The following is a 14,200-nucleotide window of genomic DNA, read 5'->3' as shown; positions in this document are numbered from 1 at the left end:
ACCCGAAGGAGCTGTGCAGTTGAAGCGCCACAGACTCGCGGCGATCGTCGCCGCGACCCTCCTCGCCCTGCTGCCCACCACGGCCTCGGCGGACGTCACCTACCCCGACCCGCAGCCGATCACCGGCCAGCAGATCATCCACGACCCGACCGTCATCCGCCTCAAGTCCGGCGGCTACGTGGCCTATTCGACCGGCGGAGTGATCGGCGCCCGCGTGTCGAAGGACCGCGTCCAGTGGGACGACGCGGGCAACGCCTTCGCCCAGCCGCCGAGTTGGTGGTACGAGTACAACGACACCGGCGACCCGTGGGCCCCCGACATCTCCTACCGGGCGGGCACGTACTGGCTCTACTACGCGGTCTCCTCCTGGGGCACCAACCACTCCGCGATCGGCGTCGCCACCTCCCCGACCGGCCTGCCCGGCACCTGGACCGACCACGGCAAGGTCTTCACCTCCGAGACGACCGACACCTGGAACGCCATCGACCCGGCGATCGTCCAGGCGGACGGGCGGCTGTGGATGACGTTCGGTTCGTACTGGACCGGCATCCGCATGGTCGAACTGAACTCGAGGACGGGCAAGGCGGTCGAGGGTGCGACGGTCCACCACCTGGCGACCCGCCCGGACGCGCCGTACGCGGTAGAGGGCCCGTACATCGTGAAACACGGCCGCTACCACTACCTTTTCGCGTCCTACGACGCCTGTTGCTCCGGCGTGAACTCGACGTACAGGATCAGGGTGGGCAGATCGACGAAGGTGACGGGCCCGTACGTCGACAGCGCGGGCAAGCCCCTGCTGGAGGGCGGCGGCGACCTGCTCCTCGCCGGCCACGGCAGGTACGTCGGCACGGGCGGCGAGTCGGTGTTCACCGACCGAGGCCAGGACTGGCTGGCGTACCACTACTACGACGCCGAGGACCAGGGCACGCCGAAGCTGGGGCTGAATAGGCTGAGCTGGACAGAGAACGGCTGGCCAATGGTCTTTTAGAGCTCCGAACAAAAGTGGAGTCCGATCAGCTCGCGGCGTCTGGTGCGTGCGATCGCAAGGCGCCGGAAGCTCCTCGTAGCGGAGCTACTAGGGGCTTTCGGCAACGCGGCGAGCGTGCGTGCCAGGCGTCGCGAGCCGGGCTCCACTTTTGTTCGGAGCTCTTAGGGGCGCGGGGCTGTGCTCGATATGCGGCTACCGCCGCGCGGGCGCGACCAGCCACAGACGGACCCGCACCCGGCGACGAAACAGCACCATCCCGAAAGGACCCCATGCGCACTGCCCGCTTCACCCTCGACCCCGCCTTCACCACCGGCGAAGTAAACCCCCGCCTCTTCGGTTCCTTCGTCGAACACCTCGGCCGCTGCGTCTACACCGGCATCTTCGAACCCGGCCACCCCTCCGCCGACGAGGACGGAATCCGCACGGACGTCCTCGACCTGGTCCGCGAACTCGGCGCGACGGCCATCCGCTACCCCGGCGGCAACTTCGTCTCCGGCTACAAGTGGGAGGACTCCGTCGGCCCGGCCGAGGACCGCCCCCGCCGCCTCGACCTCGCCTGGCACTCCACCGAAACGAACCGCTTCGGCCTCTCCGAGTACATCGCCTTCCTCCGCAAGGTCGGCCCGCAGGCCGAACCCATGATGGCCGTCAACCTCGGCACGCGCGGAGTCGCCGAGGCCCTGGAGCTCCAGGAGTACGCCAACCACACCTCCGGCACCGCCCTCGCCGAGAAGCGCATCGCGCACGGCGACAAGGACCCCTTCGGCATCAAGCTGTGGTGCCTGGGCAACGAGATGGACGGCCCCTGGCAGACGGGCCACAAGACGGCCGAGGAGTACGGCCGTACAGCCGCGGAGACGGCCCGCGCGATGCGCCAGATCGACCCGAGCGTGGAACTGGTCGCCTGCGGCTCCTCCAGCCAGAGCATGCCGACCTTCGCCGCGTGGGAGGCGACGGTCCTCGAGGAGGCGTACGACCTCGTCGACTACATCTCCCTGCATGCGTACTACTGGCCGGAGGACGGCGACGTCGACTCCTTCCTCGCCTCCGCCGTCGACATGGAGTCCTTCATCGACAACGTCGTCGCGACCGCCGACCACGTCGGCGCGAGGCTCAAGTCGAAGAAGCGGATCAACCTCTCCTTCGACGAGTGGAACGTCTGGTACCTGCCCAAGTGGGAGGAGCACGCGAAGACGTTCCAGCAGGACGACTGGCCCGAGGCCCCGCGCCTGCTGGAGGACAACTACAGCGTCACGGACGCGGTCGTCTTCGGCTCGCTGCTCATCGCCCTCCTCAGGCACGCCGACCGCGTCACCGTCGCCTGCCTCGCCCAGCTCGTCAACGTCATCGCCCCGATCATGACCGAGCCCGGCGGCCCGGCCTGGCGCCAGACGACGTTCTTCCCGTTCGCGCAGGCCTCGAAGTACGGCCGCGGCCAGGTCCTCGACGTCCGCGTCGACTCACCGACGTACGAGACGAAGAAGTACGGCGAGGCGGACCTGCTGCACGCCACCGCCGTACGCGCCGAGGACGGCACGGTCACCGTCTTCGCGGTCAACCGCAGCCGGTCCGACGCGCTGCCGCTCGAAGTCGCCCTGAACGGCCTCGACCTGACCTCGGTCGTCGAGCACAGCGCCCTCGCGGACGCCGACCCGGACGCCCGCAACACCCTCGACGAGCCTGAGCGGGTCGCCCCGCACACGGTCGACGGCACGGCGCTGACGGACGGCACGCTGACCGCCGTACTGGAGCCGCTGTCCTGGAACGTGATCAGGCTGGCGTAGGACTCGGCGAGCCTCGATTCCTCGACGATCAGCGGCCGGGGGAGTCCACCGGTGTCACCGGCACTCCTCCGGCCGCCGCGCCCAGCAGCGTCAGGCGTACGTCCCGCAGACCTGACGGTGTGGTCCCGTCGGACAGGACCGCCAGGGCGAGTGTGTTGGTGCCACGTGTGCGCAGGATCCCGTTCGGCAGGACGAAGGTGTGCTGGGGGCCCACGTCGTTGATGTACTGGCCCACGTTCCAGCCGTTGAGGAAGATCTGGACGCGGTAGGCGCGGTCCGGGGCGTCGTCGAGGGTGAGTCCGATCGAGGCGTCGGTCCCGGCGTCCACGGCCAACCGGAAGGTCTTCCGGTACCAGGTCACGCCCTGGCCGTGGTCGGCGTGCGGGAGGTCCACCGTCCGCCACTCGCCGTCCGCGAACCCCGGCAGGTGCCAGCCCTCCCGCTCCCCGAACAGCCCGCCGTTGTTCATCGGTCCGCGCACGGGGTCGGGCTCCGCCGCACCCTGCAGCCGCCACCTGACCTCCGGCTCCGGCGAGGCGCCGTTGGGGGAGGCCCCCTTGAAGGTGACCGCCGTCAGCCCGCGCGCCACCTTGTGCGCGTCGTCCGCCGCGCCGTCCTGGTCGTGCTGCATCCGCCGGACGAGGACGGACAGGACGTGCGAGTCACGGCCACCCTCACCGTCCCCCGCGCGGAGCGCCTCGCGGCTCTTCTCGGGCAGGTCGAAGGTCGCCGTCTGCGCCCAACTGCCCTGCCCCACCGTCTCCTTGTCCGGCACCGGCATCCGGTGCGTGCCCAGCGCGACCCCGTCCAGCCACGCCATCAGCAGACCCTGCGTGCCCGTGCTGTAGGACAGGGACACCGACTCGACGCCCGCCGCGTCCGTGAAGCGCCCCCGGTACCAGACGTCGCCGTAGTGGAAGCCGTAGTCGTCCGCGAAGAGGACGGGCTGCCCCTCGGGCACGGGCGTGATACTGAACGACGTCTTCTTGTCGGCGACCGTCCACGCCGAGTCGTCGAAGTCCGGCTGGGACTCCGGGTCCTCCGTCCGCCGCCGCCAGCCGGAGTCCAGCGTGGGCAGCGGCACCGGGCTCACGCCGGGCAGCAGCCGCTCGGCCACCAGGCTGCCGGTGACGCTGTGCCGCGTGCGCAACGGACGCCGGTTCCAGGTGACCTCACCGATACCGCGCGGCCCCCACACCTCCAGGCCGGTCTCGCCGATCGTGTCACCGGTCAGATGCACCGTGCCGTCGCGCACGGTCACCTCGCGCACCAGCGCCGGACCGTACACCAGCACCGTGCCCGACGGGGTGTCGTACGGCCACAGCCGAAGAGCGGTCGCCTCGTCGGCGAAGAGCAGCAGCAGCGGCCGCTCGGACCCGGCGGCCTCGACCCTGACCCGGGTCAGCCCGCCGACGCCGAGGGGCGCGGTCACCCGCAGCAGACCGCGGTCGTAGATCCACGCGGCCTCGGTGTCCAGCCGCGTCGCCTCCACGTCCTGTGCGCTCTCCAGCGCGATCTGCGCCATCTCGCCGTACCGCCCCGCGAAGAGGGCGATGTCCAGCCGCCCCGCGGTGAGGCAGAACATGGGCTGCACGGTGGTGAACTTCAACGTCCGCCGCCCCAGCGCCAGTTCCCCGGTCAGCAGCAGCGCGTCCCGGGCCGGCACGGTGAACGGGACGTCGATCCCGGCGTCCGGCATGGTCGAGGAGATGTCCTCGTCGGTGTCGTTGCGCACGACGTAGACATGGGAGCCGGTGTCGGGATTGGTGAGGTGGTAGACCTTCAGCCGGTCGTTCGTCGCCCTCACCTTCCCCGCCCGGTCCAGCTTCGCGAAGTCCGGCACACGTTGCAGCAGATGCCCGAGCTGGTGCATCGGCGCCACCTTCGGGGTGGCGTTGCGCGCTTCGTCGAAGGCCGCCCCGTAGTCGTACGACGTGTAGACGGCCGGCGCGGGCAGCCAGCCCCACGAGGTGCCGCCGAAGGTCATGTACACGTTGTTCAGCGTGATGCCGTTGGCGAGGTTGGTGAGGTGGAAGCGCCGCTCGTAGGCCGCGTCCCGGGTCCGCCGCGCCTCCGCGTACCCCTTCCCCCCGAACGTGGCACCGCCCCAGGAGTCGAACCAGCCCCCGCCGAACTCGGGGAGGAACCCGGGCGTCCGCGGACTGGCCGTGGCCCCGCCCGTGCTCCCGCCGACCCCGAAGTGACCCCAGTCCAAAGGCACTTCGGCCGGATCGGGATACCGGTCGAAGCCGTACAGCCAACGCCCCTTCTCGCCCCCGGTGTCGAACGACCCGGGGACCCAACGACCGTTCCCGTCCTTGTCGTTGTGGAACAGCGGTACGTCGATCCCGTCGGCCCGCACCTTCTTGTACAGGTGGGACATGTACTCCCGCCCGATCGGGTCGCGGGCGAAGGAGTCGTACTCGTTCTCGATCTGGTAGAGCAGGACCGTGCCCGTGCCCCGGGTGAACAGGTGCCGGGCGGCGATCGCGTTCACCTCGGTCAGCCACTCGTCGACATGTGAGAGGTACGTCGGGTCGGCGGTGCGGGCCCGGCCCTCGGTGGCCGTGAGCCAGCCGGGGAGGCCGCCGCCGTCGACCTCGGCGTTGATGTAGGGGCCCGGGCGCAGGACGACGTACAGACCGGTCTCCGCGGCCGTGCGCAGGAACAGGTCGAGGTCGCGGACGCCCGTGAAGTCGTACTCGCCGGGCGCGGGGGAGTGGTAGTTCCAGGCGACGTACACGCTGACCGCGTTGTGGCCGTGCGCGCGCATCTTCTGCAGGACGTCCCGCCACAGCGACGGGCTCGGCAGCCGGAAGGGGTGCATCTCGCCCGACCACAGCACCAGCCGCTTGCCGTCGACCAGCAGCGAGTACCGGTCGAAGCCCACCGTGTGGCGCACGCCGTCGGTGGCGGGCGGGCCCGGCGCGGGGCCTGTGGGCACGCTGCGGGACGCCTGGGCGTTCGTCGGGGAACTGCCGCTGCCGCTCAGCGCGAGGCCGAGCGCCGTGGTGCCGGCGAGGGCACTGAAAGTACGTCTGCTGAGCCCCAAGGGAGCGCCTCCTGTTGTGCCTGTGCCGTCCGCGACCGAGGGTGCTGGGTCATTCTGTACGGTCGGACGCCGCACAATTGTCGTATGAGGATCTCTGCGCGGGCGGACTACGCGGTACGGGCGGTGCTGGAGCTCGCCGTACGACAGGGCGGCGGGCCGGTGAAGGCGGAGACCGTCGCAGCCGTCCAGGGCATCCCGCACAAGTTCCTGGAGGGCATTCTCGGCGACCTGCGACGCGGCGGGATCGTCGACAGCCGGCGTGGCGGGGGCGGCGGCTACCGGCTCGCCCGTGAGGCCACCGCGATCACGGTCGCCGACGTCATCCGCGCAGTGGACGGGCCCATCGTGTCGGTGCGCGGCGAACGCCCCACCGGCCTGGAGTACACCGGATCGGCCCAGCCGCTGCTGCCGCTGTGGATCGCGCTGCGCGCCAACGTCCGCAGGATCCTGGAGGGCGTCACCATCGCCGACATCGCGGCGGACGCCCTGCCCGAGCCGGTACGGCAGCTGGCGGCGGAACCGGCGGCCTGGGAGAACCCCTGAGCCTGTGAGTACTCCTCATTCGGGTCTCAGATTCCACTCGGAATGACGACCTGTGGTCACGTCCCGTTCATCCCCACTCACCCGGCAGGAAACCCAGCGGTCGGCACGCCCGCGCGCGAGCGACTGGGTCGCGGTGTGAACGGGCCGGGGTGAATGGCCGGAGTTCGACCTGTCCATGACATGCCAGGTCTCCCTACGATGCGATCGCCCCGGGCCTCCACAGGGACTCCACGATTTCTCCACAGAGTCGGAACTCGGAGAGTCGGGGGCCTCCACCCCCCACCGATCCCACCGAAGGGGAGAGACAGTGACTACTGGCCTGCTCCTGAGTGGCGCCGTGACCGCCGCGCTCCTCACCGCCGCACTGCCCGCCCAGGGCCCGTCCTCCGGGTTCGAGGACCCGCCCCCGGACAAGATCGTCATCAAGGTCGCCACCGTGAACGGCTCCGGCTGTCCGCAGGGCACGGCCGCGGTGGCCGTCTCCGAGGACAACACCGCCTTCACCGTGACCTACAGCGACTACCTCGCCCAGGCCGGCGGCAACTCCGACCCCACGGCCTTCCGCAGGAACTGCCAGCTCAACCTGATCGTGCACGTCCCGCAGGGCTTCACGTACGCCATCGCCAGCGCGGACTATCGCGGCTTCGCCGCACTCCAGTCCGGGGCGAGCGCCGTCCAGAGAGCCTCGTACTACTTCCAGGGCTCGTCGAGCACGGTGTTCAAGAACCATCCGTTCACCGGCCCCCTCAACGACAACTGGCAGGCAACCGACACCACGGACTGGGCCCAACTGGTCTGGGCCCCCTGCGGAGTTCAGCGCAACTTCAACATCAACACCGAGCTCCGCGTGACGGCCGGCAGTCAGGCGCCGGGCAAGGTCAGCTTCATGACGATGGACTCGACGGACGGGGACATCAGCACGGTGTACCACATGGCGTGGAAGGAGTGCCCGGAGTCGTAGCGACGTGCCGCGGTGGCCCCGTGAGCGGCGGGGCCACCGTCGGTCGGTTCGCGACGTGCGTAAGGAAGTCGGCCCGGACGTCGGGGGAGACGGGTACGTCGACGCAGTCTCAGTCGCATTCGCCGTCGCCGCTGCTGCGGGTCCGGCATGCCGCGGCGCATGGCCGCCGTCGCGGCGGGTACGACCCCTCCCGTACGGAGGCGTCGCGGAAGTGGCCGAAGGGCGAGGGGTGTCGGAAGTGATTCGAAAGCTGCAGGCGGTCGCGCTGGACTGCGCCGATCCGGTACGGCTCGCGGAGTTCTACGCGGAACTGCTCGGCGGCCGGGTGGTCGCGGATCCGGGGGAGGCCGAGTGGGTCGAAGTGCACGGGTTCGAGGGGGCGCCGCTGGCCTGCCAGAAGGTGGACGGCTACCGACCGCCCGAATGGCCCGGCCAGGACCGCCCGCAGCAGCTCCACCTGGACTTCGACGTGGACGACCTCGACGGGGAGGAGAAGCGGGCCCTCGCCCTCGGCGCGACCGTGCTGGAGCGGACGGACCAGCTCCGCCCAGGGGCCAACTGGCGGATCTACGCGGACCCCGCCGGCCATCCGTTCTGCCTCTGCCTCCACTGAGCCCACCCGGGCCCACCGCGGTCACTGAGGCGAGGCGGTCGGGATGGGCCGCCTGGGCCGCCACCGCGGGCTGGTCGAGCGCGCCGTGTGCCGTCTCAACGGCCGCCGCCGCCCGCACAGGCGCTACGAGCGCGAAGCCGAGCACTTCCTGGCCTTCGTCGCCATCGCCGGCGCTCTCAGCTGCTACCGCCGCTACACCGACCGAGACGACCTCCTATTGGATTGCCGCCGACCAGCCCGGTCGGATAGGAAGCTTGCATGTTGAGAGGCAGCAAGGTCGGGCTCAGGGCCCGGCATGAGGACGACATCCCGATCCTGCGGGCCGAGCTCTACGACGACGTGGTCAACGCCTCGCGGGCCGAAGGCCGGCCGTGGCGGCCGATCACGCCCGGCTCGGAGGACGCACGGCTGGTGGTGGACGACAAGGAGCAGCAGCACGTCCCGTTCTCCGTGGTGGAGCTGGAGGGCGGCACGCTGGTCGGCACCGCGACGCTGTGGGGCATCGACAACCACCACCGGTCCGCGCACATCGGCCTTGGGCTGCTGCCTTCCTCGCGCGGCAAGGGCTACGGCACCGATGTGGTCGCGGTGCTGTGCCACTACGGTTTCGTGGTCCGCGGCCTGCACCGGCTGCAGATAGAGACGCTGTCGGACAACGCCGCGATGCTGCGCTCCGCCGAGCGCAACGGCTTCGTCCGCGAGGGCGTGCTGCGCTCCTCGTCCTGGGTGATGGGTGAGTTCCTGGACGAGGTGCTGCTCGGGCTCCTCGCCCAGGACTGGAAGCCGGACTCGCAGGGCTAGGCCGCCGCCCGACGGTCGGGGGCTTCGGCCATCTCCAGGGACTGCGTGGGCTGCTTCGGCTCTGTCGCCCAGAGGGGTTGTTGTCATGGGCGCGGCAGCGTGAAGAAAGGTTCCTGTCGGCCGGCTGTCGGTCGGGTTAAGCGACGATCCGTCAAGTCCTGGCGAGACAGCCCGTCGGGCGGGCCAGGTCGAGGTAGCGTGGCGCCCTAAAGGGACGAAAAGGGTCAAAAGTTTCGAAGGGCTTGCGCATGGGAGTACGAATGAGGCTGACCGGACGCGTCGAACAGCGCATCGCCAAGGACTTCCCAGGCCGTGACGGCCAGGTCGTGGGCGAACTCCTCGCCGAACTCGTCAACCACCTCACCGAGCGCGGCGACAGCGAGGACAAGGAACGTATCGCCGCCGCGACCCTCCTGTGCAGCCGCGGCCGCATGGACCGCCTCCTCGACGCCCTGCAGCTGGCCAAGGAGGACTGGCGCGATGTGCTGGTGGGGGCAGGGCTGGCGGACGCGGGCTGGAGAGAGCGCTTGGAGGCGGACTTCGGGCCGGGGGTGTAAGGGGGGTACCCAACCGCGAGCCGCTGGAGTGACCGTTGGGCTGGGGGCCCGGGTGGGCCAGTCCCTTGTCGTTCTCCAGTAATTGGAGGAATTGGGCCAAGCTCGCGCGCCGCAGGCCTGCTCCGCCTGCGTGTTTGTGGGCCGCGCCTGGCCCAAATCCTCCAATTGCCGCTGCGCCGCGTGTTCACTCCCGCGTCCGACGACCTCCGCCGGACCCGTGAACGGGCAGATCGCTGAACGGTGCTGTCGGCAAGCCGCTGGTCATGACGGGGAACGGCGATAACGATCGTGGCGATTCCCCACTGGGGCTGCGCGGACCATTGACGCGCAAGGGGTTCGATTCTACGGTCCGTCCGAAGTTCTGATCGGTGATCGAAATACCGAACGGACCGATCGTTATCCCCCCACGCAAGGAGGGCCCGCGTGAGCCGCACCTCCCGTACCTCCCGCACTGCCGGTACTTCCCGAAATCCCTGTACCTCGCGTACCTCCCGCACCCCCCGCAGAACCGCACTCCTCGCCATCCCCGCCGCCGTCCTGCTCGCCCTGATACCGAGCAGCGCGTCCGCGTACCCCAACCCCGGCCGGGTCACCGGTGACGTCGTCGTCCACGACCCGACGATGATCCGCAACTCCGCCGGCCGCTACCTCCTCTACGGCACCGGCGGCGGCCTCGGCCACAAGACCTCCACCGACCGCGTCGCGTTCACCAACGGCGGCGACGCCTTCGGCACCAAACCGAGTTGGTGGTCGTCGTACGCCACCGAGGCGTGGGCGCCCGACATCTCGTACCAGGGCGGCAAGTACCTGATGTACTACGCCGTCTCGACCTTCGGGTCGAACAAGTCGGCCATCGGGCTGGCGACCTCGACGACCGGGCTGCCGGGGTCGTGGAGCGATCAGGGGATCGTCTACACCTCCACCACCTCCAGCGACTACAACGCCATCGACCCGAATCTCTTCGTCGACGGCGACGGCAAGTGGTGGCTCTCCTTCGGCAGTTGGTGGACCGGTCTGAAGATGATCCAGATCAACCCGTCCACCGGCAAGCAGCTCTCCACCAACACCACCCGGTACTCGATCGCCTCCCGCCCGACCGGGACCAAGGCCGTCGAGGCGCCCTACATCGTCAAGCGGGGCAGCTACTACTACCTCTTCGCCTCCTACGACACCTGCTGCGCCGGCACCAGCTCGACGTACAAGGTCAAGGTCGGCCGCGCCACCAGCGTCACCGGGCCGTACTACGACAAGAACGGCGTCTCGATGACGAACAACGGGGGGACGCCCGTGCTGGAGACCCACGGAAGCGTCATCGGCCCCGGCGGACAGTCGATCATGAGCGACTCCGACGGGGACCTGATCGTCTACCACTACTACGACGGCAACGACAACGGGACGCCCAAGCTGGGCGTCAACCTGCTGAACTGGAGCACCGGATGGCCCGTCGCATACTGACCCTGCTGGCGGCGCTGCTGCTGGCCCTGTCGCTCGGGCAGTCGTCCGCGAGCGCGGCGTCGTTCACCAACGCGATCAAGACGCAGAAGGGCGCCGACCCCTGGATCTCGTTCTACAACGGCAACTACTACATGGTGACGACGAGTTGGACCGACGTCATCACCATGCGCAAGTCCGCCACCCTCGCCGGCCTGGCCACCGCGCCCAGCGTCCAGGTGTGGAAGGGCGACGCCGCCTCCCCGGGCTTCAACACCTGGGCGCCCGAGATCCACTTCCTCAACGGTCGCTGGTACCTGTACTACGTCGCCGGACAGAACGTCTCCGACTACAACCCGACACAGCGCACCCACGTCCTGGAGAGCGCGGGCTCGGATCCGATGGGCCCGTACACGTACAAGAACCAGCTCAACTCCTCCTGGATGCTGGACCCGACGGTCGCCACCATCAACGGGCAGCTGTACCTGTTCGGCAGCGCGAGCGGAGGAGGCACACAGAACCTCGTCGCGGCCCGGATGTCCAACCCGTACACCCTCGCCACCGGCTTCTCCACCATCTCCACGCCGACCAACTCCTGGGAGAAGTCGGGCGGCACGGTCAACGAGGGGCCGGAGATCCTCCAGCGCGGCGGTAAGACCTTCCTGATCTACTCGGCCAGCGGCTGCTGGACCCCCGACTACAAGCTCGGCCAGCTCACGCTCACCGGCTCCGATCCGCTGGCCGCGTCCTCGTGGACGAAGAAGTCCACGCCGGTGTTCCAGCGGAACGACGCGGCCGGGGTCTACGGGCCCGGGCACAACGGGTTCTTCACCTCGCCCGACGGCACCGAGAACTGGATCGTCTACCACGCCAACGACTCCGCCTCGGACGGCTGCGACAACGGGCGTACGACCCGGGCGCAGAAGTTCACCTGGAACGCGGACGGCACGCCGAACCTCGGTACGCCGGTCGCGCTCGGGGCGAGCATGACCGGGCCGTCCGGTGAGCCGTCCGCCGCGTCTACCACGTACACCATCAGCAACCGCAACAGCGGCAAGTGCCTTGACGTCGCCGGGAGTTCGACGGCCGACGGCGCCAATGTCCAGCAGTACACGTGCAGCGGCGGCGACAACCAGAAATGGCGGATCCAGGACCAGGGCGACGACACCAGCAGGCTGGTGAACGTGGCCACCGGCAAGGTGCTCGACACCGCCGACTGCTCCTCCGCCGACGGTGCCGACCTGCGCCAGTGGTCCTGGCTGAACAACACCTGCCAGCGGTTCCGGTTCCTCGCCACCGACAGCGGCTACGTCAGGATCGTGAACCAGGCCACCGGCAAGGTCGCCGACGTCGCCAACTGCTCCACCGCGGACGCCGCCGACGTACGGCAGTGGTCGTGGCTGGGCAACAACTGCCAGCAGTGGAGGCTGAACCCGGTGTAGGACAGCCCACCTCTCGCCCCCGCCGCCCCTTCCCGTTCCCGTCCCTGGGGGCTGCGCCCCCAGACCCCCGCTTCGGCCCGAAGGGCCTCGTCCTCGAACTCCCCCAGAGGGGGGACCTCCAGACGGGCTGAAATCAGCCCCGTTCCCGTCCCTGGGGGCTGCGCCCCAGACCCCCGCTTCGGCCCTGAAGTGGCCTCGTTCTCAAATACCCCCAGAGGGGGGACCCCCAGACGGGCTGAAATCAGCCCCTCCGGCGTTTGAGGAGCGGGGTCTGGGGCGGAGCCCCAGAAGGACGGGAACGGGAAGGGGCGGCGGGGGCGAGACCAGTCACAAACCTGCGGCGTCTGGGCGTTTCACCCGGCCTGACCCATCCCCGCAGCGTTCGGCCAGCTCTGGGCGTTGGGCCAGCCGGTCGCCGGGGCCGCTGTCAGATCCTGTGCGGAGGAACTCGGGGCGGTCATGCCGCGGACCTGCGCGGCGGTGAGGCCGCCTCTGGCCGGGACGCCCGGCGGCGTCTGGCCGTTCATCGCGGCCGCCGCGGGCATCGGTGCCGCCGTCGGCATCGGGGTGGGCGCGGGCATCGGAGCCGGCGCCTGCATCGGAGTCGGCGCGGGCATCGGTGCCGGGGCCGGGTAGCCGACCGGCTGCGGGGCTGCCTGGGCCACCGCCGGCATCGGCATCCCGGCCCCGAACGGCTGACCCGGCTGTGCGGTCTGTGCCGCGGCGGGCATCGGCATGCCGGCGCCGATGGACGGGGCGGCCTGGGGCCCCGGCGCGGCGGCCATGGCCTGAGCGGCGAGGCCCTGCATGCCGCCGCCGTTGGTGGCACCGACCAACCGGTCAACTGCCGCCGTACCCGAGCTGTAGCTGGTCCCTGTAGCCAGCTCGGGCACGGCGGCTCCCCTCCTGGTCCCGTAGAGCACCTGTTCCAGGCCGGACACCAGGCGACGCACGTCCACCTGGGGGCGCACCACGAGTCTCAGGAAGCGGCTGGAGGAGCCGATCTTGTTGCCGCACTCGCGGACGAGGATCCGGTGCTCGGTGAGCATCCGGTCCCGGACCACGGTGCCTTCGGCGCCCACGGGAAGCCGTACGAAGAGGAAGTTCCCCTGGGAGGGGTAGACGGTCAGGCCGGGCAGGTTCGCGAGCTGGCCGGCCATGTCCAGCCGGTCGCGGCGGACCTGCTGGAGGCTCTGCGCGTACTCGGCGCCGTGCTCCTTCAGGATGAACACCACGTGCTCCGCGAAGGAGTTGAGGTTCCACTTGGGGAGCATCGAGCGGATCCGGCCCGCCAGGGCGGGGTTCGCGACCAGGTAGCCGAATCGAATGCCGTGCAGGCCGAAGTTCTTGCCGAGGCTGCGCAGGACGACCACGTTGGGCCGCAGCATGGCCTCCTGGACGACGCTCGGCTCGACCTCCGCGTCCGCGAACTCCAGGAACGACTCGTCGATCACGACCAGGTCCAGGTCGGCCATCGCGTCCATGAACTGCACGACGGCGTGCTTGTGCAGGAAGCCGCCGTCCGGGTTGTTCGGGTTGCAGATGACGGCCACCCGGGTGCCGCGGGCGCGGATGAACTCGGCGTACTGGGCGAGGTCCAGGGCGAATCCGCTGGACTCCTGGAGCGGGAACATGTCGACCCGCTTGCCGGTCTCCATCGGCTGGTCGGTCCAGCGGCCGAAGGTGGGGACGGGGATGGCGAGGGACTCACGCACCATCAGGTGGTCGATCCAGGTGATGAGTTCGGTGGAACCGTTGCCCATCGCCACGCACTGCGGGGGGAGTTGGAGCAGACTGCACAGCTCGGCCGTGATGGTGTCGGCGCTGCTCGGGTAGTACGTGATGATGTCCCGCAACCGGGCCGCCATGTCGTCGAACATGGCGGGCGTGGGGAAGTAGGGGTTGCAGGGGATACAGAAGTCGACCGGACCGGCCCCTTCGCCGCCCTCACGGGTCAGCGCCGCCATCGACGGGCTGTGCGCCGCGGTGCTGCGGAACAGCGAGGTGACGTTGTCAGCCAAGGGAGCC

11 protein-coding genes and 1 pseudogene are annotated in these 14,200 nt (G+C 69.7%); 10 read left to right on the top strand and 2 right to left on the bottom strand.

Translation table 11 applies throughout. The features are described from left to right. Positions 1–19: 19 nt before the first annotated feature. Together ACFYO2_RS03935 and ACFYO2_RS03930 are read left to right on the top strand one after the other, a co-directional pair. Entirely contained in the window at positions 20–988 is a 969-nt protein-coding gene (locus ACFYO2_RS03935; RefSeq protein ID WP_388343588.1) for an arabinan endo-1,5-alpha-L-arabinosidase, read from the top strand. A gap of 269 nt (positions 989–1,257) precedes the next feature. Next, positions 1,258–2,772: an alpha-N-arabinofuranosidase gene (locus ACFYO2_RS03930; protein ID WP_388343586.1), complete on the top strand. Its 1,515-nt coding sequence runs from the start codon at positions 1,258–1,260 to the stop codon at positions 2,770–2,772. A 28-nt stretch (positions 2,773–2,800) separates the two neighbouring features. Here the strand turns inward: ACFYO2_RS03930 and ACFYO2_RS03925 are convergent, their stop codons facing one another. Further along, positions 2,801–5,824: a beta-galactosidase gene (locus tag ACFYO2_RS03925; protein WP_388343585.1), complete on the bottom strand. Its 3,024-nt coding sequence runs from the start codon at positions 5,822–5,824 to the stop codon at positions 2,801–2,803. A gap of 84 nt (positions 5,825–5,908) precedes the next feature. Here ACFYO2_RS03925 and ACFYO2_RS03920 point away from each other — a divergent pair, with 84 nt between their 5' ends. The 8 genes and pseudogenes from ACFYO2_RS03920 to ACFYO2_RS03885 all read left to right on the top strand — a co-directional run bounded on the left by ACFYO2_RS03920 (position 5,909) and on the right by ACFYO2_RS03885 (position 12,172). After that, positions 5,909–6,367, top strand: a complete 459-nt coding sequence (locus ACFYO2_RS03920; protein ID WP_388343583.1) for an RrF2 family transcriptional regulator — start codon at positions 5,909–5,911, stop codon at positions 6,365–6,367. A gap of 307 nt (positions 6,368–6,674) precedes the next feature. Further along, on the top strand, positions 6,675–7,328 hold the full coding sequence (locus ACFYO2_RS03915; RefSeq protein ID WP_388343580.1) for a DUF4360 domain-containing protein: 654 nt from the start codon (positions 6,675–6,677) through the stop codon (positions 7,326–7,328). 238 nt (positions 7,329–7,566) lie between these two features. Then, positions 7,567–7,941 carry a VOC family protein gene (locus ACFYO2_RS03910; RefSeq protein WP_388343577.1) on the top strand — a complete coding sequence of 125 codons (375 nt, stop codon included), beginning with the start codon at positions 7,567–7,569 and terminating at the stop codon, positions 7,939–7,941. 52 nt (positions 7,942–7,993) lie between these two features. Next, positions 7,994–8,143 (top strand): annotated as a pseudogene (locus ACFYO2_RS03905) (IS5/IS1182 family transposase); the annotation flags it as partial. Between the two features lie 56 nt (positions 8,144–8,199). Next, positions 8,200–8,742, top strand: a complete 543-nt coding sequence (locus tag ACFYO2_RS03900; RefSeq protein WP_388343575.1) for a GNAT family N-acetyltransferase — start codon at positions 8,200–8,202, stop codon at positions 8,740–8,742. 260 nt (positions 8,743–9,002) lie between these two features. After that, positions 9,003–9,299 carry a hypothetical protein gene (locus ACFYO2_RS03895; protein WP_388343573.1) on the top strand — a complete coding sequence of 99 codons (297 nt, stop codon included), beginning with the start codon at positions 9,003–9,005 and terminating at the stop codon, positions 9,297–9,299. Positions 9,300–9,821: 522 nt separating this feature from the next. Continuing rightward, the gene (locus ACFYO2_RS03890; RefSeq protein ID WP_388343989.1) at positions 9,822–10,754 is read left to right on the top strand and encodes an arabinan endo-1,5-alpha-L-arabinosidase; all 933 of its coding nucleotides are present in this window, start codon (positions 9,822–9,824) and stop codon (positions 10,752–10,754) included. Continuing rightward, entirely contained in the window at positions 10,736–12,172 is a 1,437-nt protein-coding gene (locus ACFYO2_RS03885; protein WP_388343570.1) for a family 43 glycosylhydrolase, read from the top strand. The genes ACFYO2_RS03890 and ACFYO2_RS03885 overlap by 19 nt, the downstream gene beginning before the upstream one ends. Before the next feature lie 353 nt (positions 12,173–12,525). On the opposite strand, the gene ACFYO2_RS03880 is transcribed toward ACFYO2_RS03885, so the two are convergent. Next, the gene (locus ACFYO2_RS03880) at positions 12,526–14,193 is read right to left on the bottom strand and encodes a pyridoxal phosphate-dependent aminotransferase (RefSeq protein ID WP_388343568.1); all 1,668 of its coding nucleotides are present in this window, start codon (positions 14,191–14,193) and stop codon (positions 12,526–12,528) included. Positions 14,194–14,200: the final 7 nt, after the last annotated feature.

The organism is Streptomyces sp. NPDC006602, assembly GCF_042870385.1.
GTDB lineage: Bacteria > Actinomycetota > Actinomycetes > Streptomycetales > Streptomycetaceae > Streptomyces.
The sequence above is the reverse complement of the archived record's forward strand: the minus strand, read 5'-3'. Positions and strand labels throughout refer to the sequence as shown.